We start from the raw sequence: 18,647 nt of genomic DNA, 5'->3' as shown, positions 1-18,647 counted from the left end.
TACACCCTTTTTCATGAATATTTTTTTCCCAATAGATCCAGAAGGCCATTGAGAAATGTAAGTGGATGAGGCGGGCAACCCGGGATATACAAATCCACAGGGATTTTTTCCAGAAATCTACGGTCCAGGGCAGGCGATGCGGCAAACACGCCTCCGCTGATTCCACAGGCACCAACAGCGATCACGATTTTAGGTGAAGGAATGGCGTCAAAGGTGGCCTGCAGGGCAGGCGCCATATTTTCAGAAATGGGTCCGGTCAAAACCAGTCCATCCGCATGACGGGGCGACGCGGTGAATTCGATACCGAAACGTCCCATATCAAAATTCACATTGGCCAGGGCGTTCAATTCCATTTCACAGCCATTACAACCACCTGCGGAAACGGATCTCAGTTTGAGTGACCTGCCGAAAATCTGTTTGATTCTTTCTTCCGTTTTCACTGCCGGATGTTGGGTCTGTGATCCAACCACCAGTCCTTCCCGTTCATTGCAGGAAAGATGATAATCCGGAGTAAAATGAATTTTTTCAGCAGGGCACACCTTGCTGCAATCCGGACAAAAGATACATTTTCCCAGATCAATCCTGACCGGTGAAAGCTGGATTGCCTGAGAGGGACACACCTCCACACAGGCCTGGCAATCCTCCGGACAGGCCCGGGATTCAATCACAGGCAATCCCCTGAAGCGCTGATTCAACTCAACCTGGCGGATATGATCGACCGTTTGATAGCCCTGGGCCCAACGGACTTTAAGCGCGTTTAACATTCTTTTTCCTTATAAATCAAAGCCACTATAGGATAAATTGAAGCTTTTGTTGCACAGCGGAAAATCAGAAATCCCGTTGTTGCGCAAAGCCTGAGCCAGTCCGAACCAGTTATGAAAAGAGGGGTCCTTGATTTTGTAACGCAACGTTTCTCGGTTGGGGCCAGTGACCACACAATGCACCACTTCGCCACGCCAGCCTTCAACCATCGACACCACCAGGGAATCCGGCTGGATCTGATCAGTCGTGCAGGGCATGGAAATCGAAGATTGGTCATTTAGATGGATCAGCGACAGCCAGATCAATTGAATGGACTGTTTTGCTTCAGCGATTCTCAACTTGGTGCGCGCCTCCACATCTCCCCAGCGAAAAGTGGGAATGGCCCCCATTCTTGATTTCAGGAAAACATAACCACCATACGGATGATCATGCCTTGAATCCATGGCGATGCCGGAACTTCTGGCAACAAATCCAACCACACCAATTTCTGAGGCGACAGCAGTACTCAACAAACCTGTGTGTTCGAGCCTGGGAATGACACTGGGGCTTTCAATCAGCATTTCATTGATGCCATCCATGTCTTTTTCCACATGGGTCAGCATGCGGGGCAGGTATTCTGCCAAAAATTGAGAGTCCACATCATAAACCACGCCACCGGGGCGAATGAGTCCGCGGCCAAATCTGCTTCCGCTCAAGGCCATGGAGGTGTTGATCACCTCGGTGCGCAAGCGTCCATAAACCGATAATCCCGGTAAAAACGCAATATCTCCTGAGAGCGCACCCAAATCGCCAATGTGCATGGCTAACCGTTCGAGTTCCAGAGCGATCACTCTCAGCCATTGTGCTCTCTCCGGCGGGGTAACGCCTGTGAGACCTTCCATGGCTTGAGCATACGCCCAGACATGACCGATAGAGGTATCACCTGTGATGGATTCCGCCAGTGCGGCTTGTCGCAATAAAGGTTTTTGCAAAAACAGGGATTCAAGGCCGCGATGTTGATAGCCGAGTTGAATTTCCAGATGAAATACTGTTTCTCCATGACACTGGAACCTGAAATGTCCAGGCTCGATGACACCGGCATGCACAGGACCCACACCGACTTCATGGACTTCGGCGCCATCCATAGGGAAAAAAGGATAATCGTGCATTCCGAGGGAATGTTTGCGGCCATGTTCAAAACGAACGGGTTTGAGCCAGGGATGATTTTCCGGCAGCAAACCATGTTGCTCATACAATTCACATTCGAATAAATGAACAGCGGGAAAGCGGGAAGCAAGGGAGGGGAAGGACCGTTGCTCGGCTTCAAACATGGTGGCTGTCACCCACAGCGCGGAGTGCGAAGTGTCGGAGCAAACCGCAAAAACCCGAATATCAGAGCCGGATTCCATGCCAAACCAGGAAACGACCCTTTTTTTGTTTTCCAGGGCTTCAGCCAAGGCTGAATTGAATTCAAGAGAGGGTAGAGATGGAATTTGCTTACATGAGACAGCCTTACCATTGCCGGTCTGAAGCCAGTGTTGTTTCATGCGTTTTCTCGATGACTATTGAATCACAACAGTTAATATTTAAATTTATCCGGCCGAATAGGACGGGAGCGCTTGCAATGGGTGTCCCAGTCATTGGTGGATAAACAGGGGGTTGTAGATTTTTTGTTTGAGCCACAATAATACTCTTCGCCATCGTCCAGACCAGTCTGAAGCGGAAGCACATAACTTTTTCCGTCAGCAAAAAACGTCAGAATGCCTTCAGAAACCACTACGAACTTTATGACTCTTGTATGCCTGGAAACCGCGATAATCCCCCGATTTGCAGGATCATATATCCGGGTGCAGGTTTCATTGACCTTGATTTCAATCTCAGTAGGATAGGCATAATTTTCACGGGATGAGGCACAACCCACAGCCAATAGCACAAGGCCTGTTAAAGAGGCAAGAAGCTGGATTAAATTGCGTTTTCCCCGATACATATTTTTTGGAAGATTAAGGTAAGCGTTCAGCATTAAGTATTCAGCTTTCAGTGTTTATGAGCTTCAGAAGCATTATGACTCAATAGCAGAAAATATCGTTTGGCTTCCTGGCCTTGAGAATTCTTGAAAACTGATAGCTGACGCTGGAACGCTTACGATTAAGTTTGTTAACCAAGGGACTGAATTTCTCTTAAAAACGAGTCAAACAGGGTTCCAACCACAGAAAGTTGATCCACCAGACGATGACCGTCAGCGAGGAGATGCAATCTGAGTTGATGTTCACGGGCATAGCGAATCGCGTTTTCTACAGGCACAGCAGCATCATTCCAGCCATGAACAAGGTCGATGACTTTTGCATGGGGAGTCGGTGCTGACTGACTGTAGTGTTCACCAATATAAACTGCTGGTGCCAGCAGAAAAATTCCGTCAGGCTGAATGGATTGTGAGGCTTCGAGGGAAACCCAGGCGCCCATACTGGAACCCACCAGCACCAGTTTTCCTTCTGCTGTGGGTTTGAGACTCAATAGTTTTTTGACACGTTCATCCGGATTTTTTGTTTCAGAGTAATCAGGGCTTTCCACATCAAATCCCAATTTTCTCGCAATCTCTGCCATGAACACAATTTTTGTTCCCCAGGGGCCACTTTCCATTCCGTGCGCAAAAAATACCTTGTCTGACATATATCTCCCTATTGATGAAATTTCTTTATTGATTCATCTCTCCATCTTGTGTATTTGCTTGGTGTTAATAGTTTAGTCAAATAAACTCAAATCATTCCTTCAAAGTTCACAGGATTGAACATATTTTCGGTCAGGTATCAAAAACCGTGTCTTTGCGTTGATTCCCAATGTGGGCTTTATCTTGTAGGAGTTGACCTGTGTGTCTGCCCGGAAGCAGGGTGAACACTCAGGTTCGCCTCTACGTTTTCCAGGGTTGTTTAATTTTCAGTTTGGCATGGTGGGTAGGTTGGGTAGAACGAAGTGAAACCCAACAAAACTCGATGGGTTTCGCTAAAGCTCTACCCATCCTACGCATCCTTTGTTGGCAAATTAAACGACCCTGACGTTTTGTGACTGAAACTGTGACCAACCCTATGAGCACCATGAAAGAGTCTGACTTATCCAGAACAGAACTTCTGGAAGAAATACGGCAATTGCGACAGCAGATCAGGGATCTTGATCAAGGTGCGGGCGTTTGCCCTGTAACGCGGGAACCTGTAACAACCGACTCACATCAATGCCTGCCAATTGATGAATTGCCTGTTCCATTGGCTCTATACAACGTGCGATTGCAGTGCATGTATGCCAATTCAGCGTATTTGACAATGCTTGCTGTTAAACCTGATCCAGTCCGGGGACATCTGCTTGAGCAAGTTTGGGGGGCACTTTATAAATTCATGGAAAAACCCGCTATGGCCGCCTTGAGCGGAGCCCAAACCATCATAGAATGTGAACTGGATCACAGGGAAGGATCACCCTGTATGGAAATTTCCATTATTCCCTGGCAAACCCGGAAAACCATTGATGGTTTTTTTGTGATGCTCAAAGACATTTCGAGTTTTCATCAGATAGAAATTGAAAAAGAGTTGCTGGTGGAAGAAAAAGCGCTCCTGTTTCAGGCCATTGATCAGGCTTCAGAAATTTTCATGATCACCGATGTGAATGGGATCATTGAATATGTGAACACCTCCTTCGAAAAGATCACGGGATTCACCGCTGAAGAAGTCCTTGGCCAGCCCACCAGTATTTTTAAAAGTGACAGACATGAACCGGTTTTTTTTAAAGAAATGTGGGACACACTCACAATCGGAGAAACCTGGAAAGGGATTATCACCAACAAAAAAAAAGATGGCAGTTTGTATGAAGAAGAACTGAGTATTTCGCCAGTTCGGAATTATAAAAAAGATGTGACCCATTATGTCTGCATCAAACGAGACATCACCAACGAAATTTTGCTGGAAAAACAGTTAAGGCATTACCAGAAAGTTGAAGCCATTGGCACGCTGGCGGGTGGTGTTGCCCACGATTTCAACAATATTCTCCAAGGAATCTTTATCTCTGTTGAAATGGCCATGACCTACCTTCCCAAAGGAACTCCAGCCACCGATTACCTCAACCAGATACTGACATTGGGCAAACGTGGCTCTGATCTGGTCAAGCAGATCATGACCTTCAGCCGACGGGATGAAGGCGTGTTCAATCTGTTATCGCTGGATATTGTTGTTCATGAAGTTCTTAAAATGATTCGCGCCACGCTTCCATCCACCATTGAGATCAATGCATCTATCACAGAAAATTGTCCTCTGGTTTATGGCAATATTGCCCAACTGCATCAGGTGATTGTTAATTTATGCACTAACGCAGGCTACGCAATGCGAGAATCTGGCGGGGTGCTGACTGTCTGTCTGGAACTCTGCACCTTGACTTGTTATGAACCGGATCTGTCGTTGTCGCCGGGAACTTACATGTGTTTAAAAGTAGAGGATACAGGTGTTGGTATTCCAGAGGAAAATCTGGACCGTGTGTTTGATCCTTTTTTTACGACAAAACCACAGGGTGAAGGCACTGGTCTAGGATTATCAGTGGTGCAGGGAACGGTCAAGAATCATGGGGGAAGCATCACCATAAAAAGTGAAGTGGGAAAAGGTTCCACTTTTACGGTCCTGATACCAGTCGCTGAAAAGTCATTTCCGTTGCAAGAAGCCGTTGAGGATATAAAACATCAGGGAAATGAGCGGATTCTTCTGGTTGATGATGAGAAAGTCATTACAGAGATGAGCCGGGAAATGCTCGAGAATTACGGATATCAGGTGACCAGCACCACCAATTCACTGGAAGCTCTTCAATTTTTTACGGATGCTCCGCAAAATTTTGATGTGGTGATCACTGATCATACGATGCCACTCATGACAGGTGTTCAACTTGCTGAGAAAATTCTGGCAATCCGCCCTGATATTCCTGTCATTCTCATTTCAGGCTATAACCAGTCTGTGACCCAGACTGCGGCAAAAGCCAGCGGAATCCGGGCCTTTATCATGAAGCCTATTGAAAAAAATCACATGGCACAAACCATCCGTGATGTTCTTTCAAACAAAGACCAACACTCCCGTTAGAACAATCCGCTGATATTGAACTCAAATTTATCCGGGGATTCTTTAGACCGCTTGTCCAATTTAAATCCATATTCAAACCGCAAAACCCCAACAGGCGTGATCAATCTGGCACCAACCCCGGCACTTCGTCTTAAATCCAGAAACTTTGGTTCTTCCACGTCTAAAAGCTCGTATTGAATCGATTCCGCGTTCACATTTCCCGCCTCCATGAAAATCACGCCCCGGACAAAACTGCGTTCATCCTGACTGAGCGGAAACAGTAGTTCCAGATTAAAAATCCGTTGTGAGATTCCACCACTTTCCAGATTTTTCAGTTGATCCGGTGTCAAATTTTCTGTCCGGTCATCCACTGTCGTTGTCTGTTGGAGTCCCAGTGGATTGATAATGGAAGTTTGTTTCTGATGTCTGTCGCGTTCATAAGGTCCAAAGGGGCCTGAAACCTCATAAAATTCGAAACCCCGCAAGGAATTGATTCCACCAACCCTGAATCTGTCTTCAGAGGGAATGGGGAAATCATCCAGTTTTTGTAAATAGCCCAAACGTGCCTGCCCCATGACAATCAGGGTCCGGTTTTCATTCAGGGACCAGAATTGCTGATAATGGTATTCATATTCCCGGAACCGGGTATTTCCGCCAAAAGGTGTCCCTGTGTGCGTGACAGTAAAAGTGTTTTTCAGACCATCGGAGGGAAAAACCGGGTGGTTGACCGTATTATACGTGATCGAGGGGGAAATGGAGCGTTTGATGATGTTGGGATAATCCTTTTGGAACAAGCGATCGGTTGCATTGAATCTCAGGGCAAAACGCCACATCCGGTAAATGGGATGGCCAAAACCGATACCATAGGTGTTTTCGTTGATTTCTCCACGATTCAAATCCGTATTGTCGGTCAGACGACGGTGAGAAAATGAAATCGAGGTTGATGTTCTGGAATCAAACAGGCGTGGTTCGATGAAGGTGATATTGTAATCGTTTTGAACATCGCGTTCACTGAATTGCGCACTGAGTCGCAGGGTTTGTCCCCGGCCAAACAGGTTTCCCTTGGAAAGTTGGACCCCACCGGTAAACCGGGATTGATCGCTATAGCCCAACTGTGCCTGAAACGAGCCTGTCTGGGTTTCTCTCAAGCGGGTGACGATATCCAGAATATTGTCTTCATCATCCCGGGCGTTTTTTTCCAGTCCCATGCCGGCTTCAAAAAATCCGAGTCGTTCCAGATTCTGCTGGCCTTCCTGGAGTTTTTTTCCGTTATACAGTTCATCTTCCTGAATTTCAAACTCGCGACGGATCACATAGTCCCTGGTTTCAGCATTCCCTGCGATGTCCAGACGTCCAATGTAGGCTTTTTCTTTTTTCACAATGTGATAGGTGACATCCACAGTGCGGTTTTCTTCATGGATATTGGTCCGGGGAATGATTCGAGCGAAAGCGTAGCCCTGTTCCTGATACACTTCATTGAGGCCTGCACGGTCTGTGTTCTGCAGGAATGGATTGTAAACATCACCTTCCTTGAGTGCGAGAAGTTCCATGAGTTTTTCTTTTTCGCCCAGAATATCACCACTGATGTCAATTTTTCCCGCAAAATACTGGGGACCTTCCTTAATATCCATATTGATTTCAAGGCGACTGTAATCAGGATTTCGATACAGAATCACCCGTGGTTTGTTGATGAATACTTTGATGTATCCCAGTTTGAGATAGTGCTGGGCAATCAGCGCCATATCCTGATTGACTTTTTCCTCCTGAAAAATACCTGATTCGTTGATCCAGGAAAAACAATCGACTTCCGAACTGAGGATAAAGCGTTTGATGTCCAGTTCAGAATAAACATAGGCTCCCTTGACAATAATATCGGTCAGATAGGATCTGGGGGCTTCGTTGATCGAGAAATACAGATAATATTCCTGCTCCGTTTTTTCTTCAATACGGCTTTCCACATAGACCCGGGCGTAGCCATCCTTGCGGTATTGATCCTCAATAATTTTGATATTTTCAGTCACCGCGACAGGGTCATAAATGTCCATTTTTTTAAGGGTCATTTTTTCCTGAAGATCTTTCTGGGAAACCAGAGTTCGGCCCTCCAGAATAATCCGCACCACTCGGGGGCTTTCAGTCACATGGATTCGCAGGACGTAACCTTCGGCCGTTTGTTCGACTTCCACCTGAACATCCTGAAACAGCCCCATATCGTAAATCGTGTGGATATCCCGGCGAATGCTACGTTGATCTACCGGAGCATTGACCTGGGTTTCCAACGCGAACAGGATCTGGGCAACTTCGAGTTCTGAAGTTCCAGTGACCTCAATATTGACAATCCGGTTTTCCTGGGCATGGGTCTGGAGTGGCTGAAGCATTGAAATCATCAGCATAATAAACAGGCATCGGCGAATTAAAGCCATACACAATGGGAGCTTCCCCTGAAAAGGTTTTAAATAAAAAATAATAAATGTCTGGTCTTGTCATTGAAGATGAAGCTGTCCTTCTCTCATTTCATAACACTGAGACAAGGCTTGAGCCAATGACGGGTTATGAGTGATCATGATCAGCGTGAGCCCGAGTTCCTGATTCAACCGGAGCAGGAGTTCCATGACATGTTCGCCATTATTCTGATCCAGATTGCCCGTAGGCTCATCCGCCAGCAAAATCGACGGTTTATGGGCAATCGCGCGGGCAATGGCCACACGTTGCTGTTCACCACCGGACAGTTGTGATGGTTTGTGAGAATGACGGTCACCAAGTCCGACCTCTTTCAGAATCGCCATCGCCTGCTGACTTGCTTCAGGGTATGATTTTCCACCGATAATAAGAGGCATCATCACATTTTCCAGAGCATTGAAATCCTGGAGAAGATGATGGAACTGAAAAATAAAACCAACTTTCCGGTTGCGGAACAGGGCGCATTGGTTACGGTTCATGGTTGATAAATCCTGATCGCCAACCAGAATTTGTCCTGTATCCGCAGAATCCAGTCCTCCCAATAAATGTAAAAAGGTGCTCTTTCCGGTTCCTGAAGCTCCCACAATAGCGGTGGTTGACCCGGATTGTGCCGCGAACGTGACGCCTCTGAGAATATGCAGGCGTTGTCCCTCGCCATCATGATAGCTTTTATTCAGTTGTTTGACTTCGATGCGCATAGAGGCCGTTCAGGACTTGACAAAGGGCGGCAGTTTCCTGTCAACCAGATTCAAAGACAAGCGGCTATATTGTGGAATGCCGTGTAAATATGCCGGATAATCTTCGCCCGAGATCAGAGGTCTGGCATACTGATAGAAAGCTTGAGTCACATCCATGCCATCTTCAGAAATATATTCTGCGGGCATGATTTTTTCGTGATTGGCAATATTGCTTGCACTTGTTTGGCCAACAGTCCAGCGATAGGGGTCATTGCTTTCTCTGACAATCGTAACCATCTGGCCATTCTGACCTTGTTCCGCCAGTCGAACCGCATGTTGTCCACAGGCAATCGCCTGTTCCACATCAACTCTGGAAGACAGATGACGTCCTGATCGCTGGCAATAATCCAGCATGGCTCCATGTGTTTTTAATTTAAGAAAACGCTTGAGCATCGATTGAATGGCATGCACCACACCACCAAGCTGGGCATGGCCAAAAGAATCTGTTGTGCCGGTTTCAGCGACAAAGCTACCATCTTCGTTGCGTAACCCTTCTGAGACAGCGATCACAGCATAGCCATGACGGGCAATGGCGGTTTCTACTTTTACCAGAAATTTATCAAGGTTAAACATTGTTTCAGGCAACAGCACGATATGGGGCGGATCATCCGGATTTTTTCGGGCGAGCGTCGTTGAGGCCGCGATCCATCCGGCATGTCGTCCCATGGTTTCAAGAACAAACACCTTGGTGGAATCACGATACATCGAAGCCACATCATAGGCGCCTTCCAGAATGGAGACAGCGTTGTATTTGGCCGCGGAACCAAAGCCCGGGGAATTGTCCGTGACGGGCAGATCATTGTCCACTGTTTTGGGAACTCCCACACAAATCATGTCATAGCCCATCTCTTCCGCAAACTGACTGATTTTCCAGGCAGTGTCCATGGAATCATTCCCACCGTTATAAAAAAAATAGCGGATATTGTGAGCTTCGCAAACCTGGATAATGCGTTCATATTCGGTTCTGTTTTTATGCATGTCAGGCAATTTTTTTCGGCAGGATCCCAATGCGGCTCCCGGGCTGTAGCGTAGCAACTGAATCATCTCGAGATCTTCCTCCCCCAGATTTACCAGGGATTCATCCAGAATTCCATTGATCCCCTGAAAACCGCCATAAATGGTTTCAATCCATTCAGATTGCATGGCTTCGGTAATCACACCAAAGGCTGACGCATTGATGACGCTGGTAACTCCACCTGATTGTGCATAAACCGCATTACCTTTTTTCATAGCCGTCTCACAAAATGTGTTGTTTCAATCATATTATGATATCAAGCTCATGAGCCAAAGGGCGCATCCTACTGAATTAAACGAATAATACAAGCATTCTTTCAACATCAATCTACAGGCCTTTCGACAGGAGATCACACTGAGCAATTTGTGGATTTTCCGGAGGTTTAGATCATTCTGAATAAGATCCGGATGAGGTTTGATTTGAGTTTCATCAATTCTTACATTAGTTTTTTTCTGAACCTGTATTTAACATGATAAACACAACCGTTTATTGTTCTCCTTTGAGATTGAGATGGATCAATTTTTTAATATTTCCCGGGATTTGATGTGTGTCATCAATGTGGATGGCAATATTACACAATGGAACGATTCCTGGTGTCAAACCCTGAACCGGGCAATGGATGAACTTCACTTGAGGCCCTTCATTGACTGTGTTCATGTGGATGACAGACCCATGACACTGTGGGAACTCAACCTGCTGTTTGATCGGGATGAAGGCACGCAATGCTTCAATAACCGTTTGACAGGAAAAGATGGCACTATTTTCTGGTTTTCCTGGAATTTTTCCCTCCACACACAGGAACGTCAGATTTATGCCATAGGCCGTGATATTACGAAGCAGATCCTCATGGAGCAGGAATTACGTAGCAGCGAAGCAAGATTCCGCTCGATCTTCAATACCGCACCGGATGGGATTGTGACCATTGATGATCAAGGCTACATCAAATCCGTTAATCCGGCGGCCTTACGACTTTTTGGTTACTCTGAAAAAACATTATTGGGACAACATGTCAAAATTCTTATGCCCCCCAGATTTCAGGAAACCCATGAAAGTTCGTTCAAGCACTACTTAATAACAGGCCGACCCAGAGTTATCGGACTGGGTAAAGAAGCCATGGGACTCAGAATCAATGGAGATGAATTCCCGATTCGTCTCTCGGTGGCCGAAATTTGGGGGGATGAACAACGACAATTTGTCGGAATTGTACATGACATCACTGATCTGAAACAAACGGAAGCCGCCCTTCGGGAAAGTGAGGAACGCTACACCAGACTTTCAGAGTTAACCCATGAAGGCATCATTCTGCACAGCAACGGAATTATCATTGATGTGAATACAACGTTTTGCCGGATGTTGGGGTATGAACGCCATGAACTGATTGAAACTTCCTATCTGAAACTGGTCGCGCCACAAAGCATTGATACCTTGAACCATAATATTGCGCTCAGATCTTCTGAATCCTATGAAGCCATTCTTTTGAGAAAAGATGGAACAACGTTTCCGGCTGAAATTATCGGAAAAAACACCAACTGGAAAGATCAGGATCTCCGGGTGGCATCCGTCCTTGACATCACTTACCGGATACAAGCGGAAGCGGAAAAATTGAAGCTCGAAAATCAGCTTCGTCAATCCCAGAAAATGGAGGCCCTGGGCACAATGGCCGGAGGGATCGCACATGATTTCAATAATCTTCTGTTTGCCATTTTGGGAAATATTGAGCTTAGTCAGGAATTTCTGGAAGAAGATCATGAAATCCTCCCCTATTTACAGCAGGCCACAAAGGCTGGCATACGAGCCAAAGAACTGATCCGTCAGATTCTGACATTCAGCCGTCAGCAGGATGCCGCCAAAATTCCTATGGATATTCGTATTCTGTTGAAGGAAATCACGGTTTTTTTGCGTTCCAGTCTGCCAAGCACCATTGAAATCAAATCAAACATCGCCAATACCAGTTATATGATTTTCGCCGATCCGACCCAATTGCATCAGGTGATATTGAATCTGAGTGTGAATGCGGAATATGCCATGCGGGAACAAGGCGGAACCCTGACCATTGAATTGTCCGAAATTTCATTGGCGCTTGAGGAGGCTCTCCAGCTCAATCTGCTGGCGGGCCAATATCTTAAACTCACCATTACGGATACAGGGACAGGGATTCCACGTGAATATCTGGATCGGATTTTTGACCCCTTCTTTACCACCAAACCGGTTGGGCAAGGCACTGGACTTGGGCTTTCGGTTGTTCTTGGAATTATAAAAAAACTGGGTGGCGGGATCCAGATTGAAAGTGAAATGGGAAAAGGAACTTCCTTTTATTTATTTTTTCCTGTGCTATCCGTCAGCGAAACGCAACCACAGACATCCGAACAGGAAGTTGTACCTGTTACAGGGATCGGACATATTCTGTTGATAGACGATGAACTTTCTATTCGGGAAATGACCCATTCCATTCTGCAACGGCTGGGGTATGTTGTGACGTGTACCGACAACGGCGAAGAGGCAATCGACTGGATTCGCCGAAATCCTGACCGGTTTGATCTGGTTCTGACAGACCAGACAATGCCGCAAATCACAGGACTTGAACTGGCTCGTCAGATTCACGCCATGAAGCTGACGATGCCTGTGATCCTGATGACGGGCTTCAGTTATGCCATTGAAGAACAATCCCTGAAAGAACATGGGATCAGTGCCTTTCTACAAAAACCGTTCACGATGCAGAAACTGTCTGAAACCATTTTTCAGCTCATGCATCATTCTCAGTCTGAATCTGAAAAATCCTGAAAATCATGTTTCCTGTCATTAAATCACGAACCTTCGACCCTGAAGCTCTGGAGTCACTCAAAAAATATAATTTATCGCCCATTCAATCAAGAATTCTTGCGGCAAGGATCCAGGATTATTCAGGCCCGATAGCATCATTATTGAATCCAACCCTTAAAATTCTGGCTTCTCCGGATCTGTTAAAAAACTGCGCGTTTGCCGCGGAACGCATGGCCCGGGCCATACGGGATCAAAAGCGAATCGGACTGTTGTTTGATTATGATGTCGATGGCGTTACCAGCGGGACGTTGAGTTCGATGATTTTAACCAAAAATATGGGCTATCCATCATCACTGTTGAGCATCTGGATTGGGCATCGACTGACAGAAGGGTATGGTCTCAGCGATGGACTGGTTGAGCGGATACTCGCTCATCCTGAACCGCCACAATGGATCATCACAGCCGATTGCGGATCATCCGATGAACCACGGATTGCTCGATTGCGACAAGCTGGAATTCAGGTGATCGTTACAGACCATCATGCCATTCCACAGCAGGGTGTTCCCCAATCTGCCTTTGCGACCGTCAATCCCCAACAGGAGGATTGTCTATACCCTGATAAAACCATTGCGGGTTGCATGGTGATGTTTCTTTTATTTTGTCAGATTCGTAATGAATTGATCACACTTGGCAGTCTGAATGCAGACGCGCCCAAATTGACAGGTTATCTGGATTTTGTGAGCCTCGGCACAATGGCTGACGCGGTTTCAATGTGTACGCCAGTCAATCGATCTGTGGTGCTGGCAGGACTGAAGCAGATAAATCAACTCCAACGACCATGCTGGCAATCCCTGAAAAACAGATTGAAACCTGAGGAACCCTTCATGCCGGAAGACCTTGGCTTTCTGATTGGTCCAAGGATCAATGCCAGGGGGCGCATGGCAGACCCCTTTGCGGCATACCGCTTTTTAACAGCACCGGATTTGAATGACGCCAATCATTTTCTGGATATTCTGGAAAATGATAATAAAGACCGTCGATACACTGAAAAAAGCATGCTGTCCGTAGCAAAGAAACAGGCCGTTGCCGCCTTGGAAAAGCATACACACTCTCTGTGCGTATTTCATCCGGGGTTCCACCTTGGTGTTCAGGGGATTGTCGCGTCAAGATTGCTTGAGTTGTATGGTCGACCCACTGTGGTGCTTAGTCCGATGAAAGACAACCTGCTCAGCGCTTCTGTCCGGAGCATTCCCGGGGTTCATGTGAAAAATGCCCTGCAATGGATCGAAGAGGAATCTCCCGGTTTTTTTTACAAGTTTGGTGGGCACCGGGGTGCGGCAGGTTTCAGTCTGGAATCCGCCAATCTGGAGCTGTTTTCAGAAAAGTTTGAAATGGCAGTCCGTCGACAAATGACACAACCGCCTGAACCGATGATCTGGACCGATGGCAAGTTGTCTCATGCACAAATCAATTTTGCCACATTGAATGAACTTCAGCAATTGCAGCCTTTTGGTCGGGAATTTGAATCGCCCTTGTTTGAAGGTGAATTTGTGGTGGAATCACTTTACCCGGTGGGAAATCCCAAAGTTCATTTATCACTCTTGCTTTCAGGGAGTTCTTTCAGGTTTAAGGCCATCTGGTTCAATGCACTGGAACATGAACATGATCCAGTGCATTGTCAATCTGGAGACGCCATCAACTGTGTTTTTGAAATGGCCAAAAATGTGTATCTGCGAAAAGAACATTTACAGTTGCGCATCAAGACCTTATCGTCTATTAACAACGTATCATTCACCTCTTAACCTGATTTGAAAAAGGTCAACATGAGCCGAAGAATTGGAATAGATCTGGGAGGAACCAAGACAGAAGTTATTCTGACTGAAGAAAATGTTCTTCAAGAGGTTCGTCGCCGCCGGGTTCCAACACAACAGGAACGCGGATATGTATTCATTATCGAACAAATTGCTGAACTTGTGTCAGAGTTTCAGAATATGTGTGACGAACCGCCTGTGATTGGTATGGGAATTCCGGGGTCCTTGTTTCCCCAAACCGGACTGGTCCGTAACGCCAATACTCAGTGTCTGATTGGAAAGCCCCTCAAAAAAGATCTGGAAAAACTCGTTAACAGTCCTGTGACCATCGAAAATGACGCCAATTGTTTTGCCTTGAGTGAAGCCTTGCTGGGAGCAGGTAAAAACCATACCATGGTGGCTGGTGTGATCATGGGAACCGGGATGGGTGGAGGCATCATCTATGAAGGAAAACTCTGGAAAGGACAGCATGGCATTGCAGGCGAATGGGGACATTCGAGTATCAATGTGGATGGGCCATCCTGCTGGTGCGGACAAAAAGGTTGCATGGAACTTTATCTTTCAGGAACTGGAATCCAGCATCGATATCAGGAAAAAACCGGGTTTTTTAAAAATGTGCGGGAAATCTATGAGTCGTATGAACACCACACCGACCAGGCCGCCACCAAAGTGATTCAGGAAACCATGTTTTATTTTGGCAGAGCAATGGCCAATCTGATCGACACCTTAGATCCGAACATTATCGTGATCGGTGGAGGTATTTCCAATCTTGAGGTTCTTTACAGTGACGGCGTGAGGCAAACGGCGGCGCAATTGTTTAATCCTGAATTACAGACCCCCATTGTCAAGAATGAACTGGGCGATTCAAGCGGTGTTTACGGGGCGGCATTGCTGGCGGGAAACACTCTATGATTAATATTAATGCAGGGTCGTTTAATTTTCCCAAAAAGGATGCGTAGGATGGGTAGAGCCTTAGCGAAACCCCTCGAGTTTTGTTGGGTTTCACTAAGGCCCTACCCAACCTACCCACCATGCCAAACTGAAAATTAAACAACCCTGATATTATTGCTTGTGCTATGCTTAATGAACTGATAGAGAGCGAATTCCAGCAATAATTTTAGGCACCTTTCAAAATCAGTCAAAAGTACTTTACAGTTTGCCTGTGTCATCCCGACAGAGCGAGGTACGAGCGACGAGGGATCTTAACGCGTGGCTAACCGGATCTCTCCTTCGTCGAGAGGACAAACTGTAAACAGGAAAATGAAAGGTGCCTAATTTTATTAAATCGTAATATTTTTAATTGAGGTTTTAATGAAAATTTATCTGTTATTAGCAATGTTTTTGATTCCCCTCAGTGGTTTTGCCCAAAGTAATACCGCCATAAGCGCAACGGCTTATGTGAGTTCCATGACCTTTGATAATTCTCTGTTAAAAGACTCGGCAATTCAGACCGGAGTTTATCTTTATGTGGGGCAAGGACTTAATAATGTTTTTGAAGGCGCTGTCGATTATTACAGCCAGTCCAATCTCCCGGTTACAGTCGGTGGTGTTGAATATGCTCAGGACGATCTGACTCAAACAGATTATTCCTTTGCCTATAACAATTATGGCATCAATTCTGTTAAAATCAGGGTTGGAGCGCATTACATTGACACATCCCATGACGCTACCGATGGTGGGTATGTGTTATTCACAGGTGCCAATTATTATGTCCCCCTCCAATGGAACTTCGGGGTCGATGTTTATCAGAGTGTCTATCCCAATTTTGAGGTGACCACCAGCGCTACTACAGCCACAACCTCAGGGACAACCACAAGCGGAACAACAGGAACCAGCACTACAACGACAACTACAAATCCACTTCCACCTCCCAACACACCACCGCCAGCACAGCAACCTGGCCCCGCGGGACAACCCCGATTGCTGGAGCCTGTGTTGATTCAAACCACAGAAACTGTGGATTTCACAGTTACTCAGATCACGCCAACCCTGGGCTTGAGCTTTTTTGACGCATACCTTTATTCTGAAACACAACTCAACTATATCATGCTCGGAAGCGATTCAGGTCTGGATGAGGACACCTGGATTTCCTTGAAAGAAGCGTTGTCATGGTATACCGGAAGTTGGACCTTCAGTGGCTTTGTCTGGGGCGGTAGTCAGGTATATGCTGTGACGGGAGGCTTTACGGTGGTGAACAGCCCTGAAGAAAAAACAGGTGGCTGGGGCGCCTCTGTCAAATTTGTTCCAACAGACAGTTCCAGTGTGACACTGGCAATGGATCAGACATCGTTCAAGGATTTACTGGATGAAAGGATGGCTACCGCAACCGGAATAACTTTAACAGGCGGGTATTCGTTTTAGGGATAATCAGGCGCCTTCCGTCGCATTTTCAACAGAAGGCGATTGCTTGCATAGTGAATTCCGATGTTCGTTGAACATCATCCTTCGGCGTGATACCTGTTTTTGAAAATATTCCCCCCTACCGTTACTGTTGACTGCAAGGACGATGTCCCTGAAAAATTACTTTTCCAATGAGTCTTGTGTTATGGCAAATTGAATATGTTCCCGGATCACAAAAGCGCCTGGCGCTTACAGGTCTGTGTGACAGACCTTGTTACTGGCGGAGTCTTAGCACAGGTCTTTTAAGAAAATAAAGTGAAAAATTTGTTTTTTTAAATCCAATGAATCACTTGTGTGAGACATTGACATCTGCTATGAACGCACCAATTTTTATAAACTTTGCCCCAAAAATAAAATGCAACACATCCTTGTGATTGATGACGAAGAAAATATCCGGTTTATGATGCAGGAAGCCTTGGTCAATGCCGGTTATCAGGTTACTATTACCGCAAACGGAAAAGAGGCTGAACGCTTATACACCAGGCAAACGTTTGACCTTGTTATCACGGATATTTTCATGCCTGAAAAAGAAGGTTTTGAAGTGATGCTGGAATTATTGTCTGTCAATCCTGACTCTAAAATCATCGCCATTACCGGCGGCGGCATCATGACCAAAGAGACTGTGCTGAAAATGGCCGAAGAATTCGGAGCAGTCCATTGTTTGTCAAAACCATTTTTAATATCAGATTTGATCAAAATCATCAGGAATCTTCTCAACCCCCAGTGATCTCGCCTGGAATTCAATTCATGGAAACATTTCTTGACCAGATGAAAGCCATCAAACAGCAGGAGATTGCTGAAAAGAAAAGTTCCATGTCCCATTTATTCTCACAGACCGCCCTTGAACAACGTCCTGCTCAAATTTCATTCAAAAAATCGCTGGAACGCCACACAGATCAAGGTTTATCATTGATTGCGGAAGTAAAAACCAAAGCACCGGGTCGTCAAAATGTTGAGACTCTTGATGTTGGTCAAGTGATCAAGGACTATACTCTTGCCGGTGTAAATGCCATTTCTGTCCTGACAGACGGACATTATTTTGGTGGCTCTCTTGAAGTCATGGATCAGGCAAGGTCTCTCACAACGCTCCCGCTATTGCATAAAGAATTTATTATTGATCCCTGTCAACTTGAAGAAGGCTGTTTGAGAGGCGCTAATGCCGCGTTGATCCTTGTGTATTATTTCAATGAATCCGCCTTGAAAACCATGATCAAAACCTGCCAGGATCTTGGACTGGACGCAGTCGTTGAATGTTCGTTGGAAAGCGAGCTTCCAAGAGCGTTGAGTGTGAATCCAGACATCCTGTTGATCAATAACCGTCCCATTGCGTCTATTCCGGCAAACCCCACTCGTCAGTATCATGAAGGCAGTGTCGATGTAAGTCTCAACTGGTGGGAAAAATATCAGGAATTGAGAGAGTGGAAAGCTCAGGAACATAAGGTTCTGATCAGTGCCAGTTGTATCAGCAGGCCGGAAGATATGCGCCGAATTGCCGAATTACCCTTTGACGCGGTTCTGATCGGAAATTCTGTTATGAGCGCACCGGACCGGGTTCATTTTTTACAGGAACTCAAACAGGCCGGATTCAAAGCCTGAACCTGTTTTTCCAATTCCCCTGCCTGTGCAAAAAATATTTTCTATACGGCTT

14 protein-coding genes are annotated in these 18,647 nt (G+C 46.0%); 7 read left to right on the top strand and 7 right to left on the bottom strand.

Annotation, left to right across the window (positions count from 1 at the left end):
* Positions 1 to 11: 11 nt before the first annotated feature.
* The 4 genes from nuoB to HQM11_09455 all read right to left on the bottom strand — a co-directional run bounded on the left by nuoB (position 12) and on the right by HQM11_09455 (position 3,408).
* Positions 12 to 764, bottom strand: a complete 753-nt coding sequence (nuoB, locus tag HQM11_09470; GenBank protein ID MBF0351253.1) for an NADH-quinone oxidoreductase subunit NuoB — start codon at positions 762 to 764, stop codon at positions 12 to 14.
* Positions 765 to 773: 9 nt separating this feature from the next.
* Positions 774 to 2,288 (bottom strand): NADH-quinone oxidoreductase subunit C, encoded by a 1,515-nt coding sequence (locus tag HQM11_09465; GenBank protein MBF0351252.1) that lies wholly within the window; start codon positions 2,286 to 2,288, stop codon positions 774 to 776.
* A 32-nt stretch (positions 2,289 to 2,320) separates the two neighbouring features.
* Complete coding sequence (locus HQM11_09460; GenBank protein MBF0351251.1) at positions 2,321 to 2,761, bottom strand: hypothetical protein; 441 nt, start codon at positions 2,759 to 2,761, stop codon at positions 2,321 to 2,323.
* Positions 2,762 to 2,895: 134 nt separating this feature from the next.
* The gene (locus HQM11_09455; GenBank protein ID MBF0351250.1) at positions 2,896 to 3,408 is read right to left on the bottom strand and encodes an alpha/beta hydrolase; all 513 of its coding nucleotides are present in this window, start codon (positions 3,406 to 3,408) and stop codon (positions 2,896 to 2,898) included.
* Positions 3,409 to 3,830: 422 nt separating this feature from the next.
* Between HQM11_09455 and HQM11_09450 the strand changes: the two genes are divergently transcribed.
* Positions 3,831 to 5,840, top strand: coding sequence for a PAS domain S-box protein (locus HQM11_09450; protein MBF0351249.1), 2,010 nt, complete (start codon positions 3,831 to 3,833; stop codon positions 5,838 to 5,840).
* On the opposite strand, the gene bamA is transcribed toward HQM11_09450, so the two are convergent.
* Genes bamA through HQM11_09435 form a run of 3 tightly spaced genes read right to left on the bottom strand, consistent with a single transcriptional unit; the run spans position 5,837 to position 10,243 of the window.
* The gene (gene bamA, locus HQM11_09445) at positions 5,837 to 8,239 is read right to left on the bottom strand and encodes an outer membrane protein assembly factor BamA (protein MBF0351248.1); all 2,403 of its coding nucleotides are present in this window, start codon (positions 8,237 to 8,239) and stop codon (positions 5,837 to 5,839) included. The genes HQM11_09450 and bamA overlap by 4 nt on opposite strands.
* Positions 8,240 to 8,299: 60 nt before the next feature.
* On the bottom strand, positions 8,300 to 8,974 hold the full coding sequence (locus HQM11_09440) for an ABC transporter ATP-binding protein (protein MBF0351247.1): 675 nt from the start codon (positions 8,972 to 8,974) through the stop codon (positions 8,300 to 8,302).
* Positions 8,975 to 8,983: 9 nt separating this feature from the next.
* Positions 8,984 to 10,243, bottom strand: a complete 1,260-nt coding sequence (locus HQM11_09435; protein ID MBF0351246.1) for a 6-phosphofructokinase — start codon at positions 10,241 to 10,243, stop codon at positions 8,984 to 8,986.
* Between the two features lie 295 nt (positions 10,244 to 10,538).
* Here HQM11_09435 and HQM11_09430 point away from each other — a divergent pair, with 295 nt between their 5' ends.
* The 6 genes from HQM11_09430 (at position 10,539) to HQM11_09405 (ending at position 18,595) form a co-directional block, all read left to right on the top strand.
* Positions 10,539 to 12,809: a PAS domain S-box protein gene (locus HQM11_09430; GenBank protein MBF0351245.1), complete on the top strand. Its 2,271-nt coding sequence runs from the start codon at positions 10,539 to 10,541 to the stop codon at positions 12,807 to 12,809.
* A 5-nt stretch (positions 12,810 to 12,814) separates the two neighbouring features.
* Complete coding sequence (locus tag HQM11_09425) at positions 12,815 to 14,590, top strand: DHH family phosphoesterase (GenBank protein MBF0351244.1); 1,776 nt, start codon at positions 12,815 to 12,817, stop codon at positions 14,588 to 14,590.
* A gap of 21 nt (positions 14,591 to 14,611) precedes the next feature.
* Positions 14,612 to 15,511: an ROK family protein gene (locus tag HQM11_09420; GenBank protein MBF0351243.1), complete on the top strand. Its 900-nt coding sequence runs from the start codon at positions 14,612 to 14,614 to the stop codon at positions 15,509 to 15,511.
* Between the two features lie 399 nt (positions 15,512 to 15,910).
* The gene (locus HQM11_09415) at positions 15,911 to 16,960 is read left to right on the top strand and encodes a hypothetical protein (protein MBF0351242.1); all 1,050 of its coding nucleotides are present in this window, start codon (positions 15,911 to 15,913) and stop codon (positions 16,958 to 16,960) included.
* Between the two features lie 394 nt (positions 16,961 to 17,354).
* Positions 17,355 to 17,726, top strand: coding sequence for a response regulator (locus HQM11_09410; protein MBF0351241.1), 372 nt, complete (start codon positions 17,355 to 17,357; stop codon positions 17,724 to 17,726).
* 20 nt (positions 17,727 to 17,746) lie between these two features.
* Entirely contained in the window at positions 17,747 to 18,595 is an 849-nt protein-coding gene (locus HQM11_09405) for an indole-3-glycerol-phosphate synthase (protein ID MBF0351240.1), read from the top strand.
* Positions 18,596 to 18,647: the final 52 nt, after the last annotated feature.

The sequence above is a fragment of the SAR324 cluster bacterium genome, from assembly GCA_015232315.1.
Taxonomy (GTDB): Bacteria; SAR324; SAR324; order SAR324; family NAC60-12; genus JADFZZ01.
This window is presented reverse-complemented; position numbering and strand designations above follow the sequence as displayed.

Bases quoted from the DNA above. Each gene is read 5' to 3' on its own strand.
- nuoB (MBF0351253.1), bottom strand. From the start codon at position 764: ATGTTAAACGCGCTTAAAGTCCGTTGGGCCCAGGGCTATCAAACGGTC.
- HQM11_09465 (MBF0351252.1), bottom strand. From the start codon at position 2,288: ATGAAACAACACTGGCTTCAGACCGGCAATGGTAAGGCTGTCTCATGT.
- HQM11_09460 (MBF0351251.1), bottom strand. From the start codon at position 2,761: ATGCTGAACGCTTACCTTAATCTTCCAAAAAATATGTATCGGGGAAAA.
- HQM11_09455 (MBF0351250.1), bottom strand. From the start codon at position 3,408: ATGTCAGACAAGGTATTTTTTGCGCACGGAATGGAAAGTGGCCCCTGG.
- HQM11_09450 (MBF0351249.1), top strand. From the start codon at position 3,831: ATGAAAGAGTCTGACTTATCCAGAACAGAACTTCTGGAAGAAATACGG.
- bamA (MBF0351248.1), bottom strand. From the start codon at position 8,239: ATGGCTTTAATTCGCCGATGCCTGTTTATTATGCTGATGATTTCAATG.
- HQM11_09440 (MBF0351247.1), bottom strand. From the start codon at position 8,974: ATGCGCATCGAAGTCAAACAACTGAATAAAAGCTATCATGATGGCGAG.
- HQM11_09435 (MBF0351246.1), bottom strand. From the start codon at position 10,243: ATGAAAAAAGGTAATGCGGTTTATGCACAATCAGGTGGAGTTACCAGC.
- HQM11_09430 (MBF0351245.1), top strand. From the start codon at position 10,539: ATGGATCAATTTTTTAATATTTCCCGGGATTTGATGTGTGTCATCAAT.
- HQM11_09425 (MBF0351244.1), top strand. From the start codon at position 12,815: ATGTTTCCTGTCATTAAATCACGAACCTTCGACCCTGAAGCTCTGGAG.
- HQM11_09420 (MBF0351243.1), top strand. From the start codon at position 14,612: ATGAGCCGAAGAATTGGAATAGATCTGGGAGGAACCAAGACAGAAGTT.
- HQM11_09415 (MBF0351242.1), top strand. From the start codon at position 15,911: ATGAAAATTTATCTGTTATTAGCAATGTTTTTGATTCCCCTCAGTGGT.
- HQM11_09410 (MBF0351241.1), top strand. From the start codon at position 17,355: ATGCAACACATCCTTGTGATTGATGACGAAGAAAATATCCGGTTTATG.
- HQM11_09405 (MBF0351240.1), top strand. From the start codon at position 17,747: ATGGAAACATTTCTTGACCAGATGAAAGCCATCAAACAGCAGGAGATT.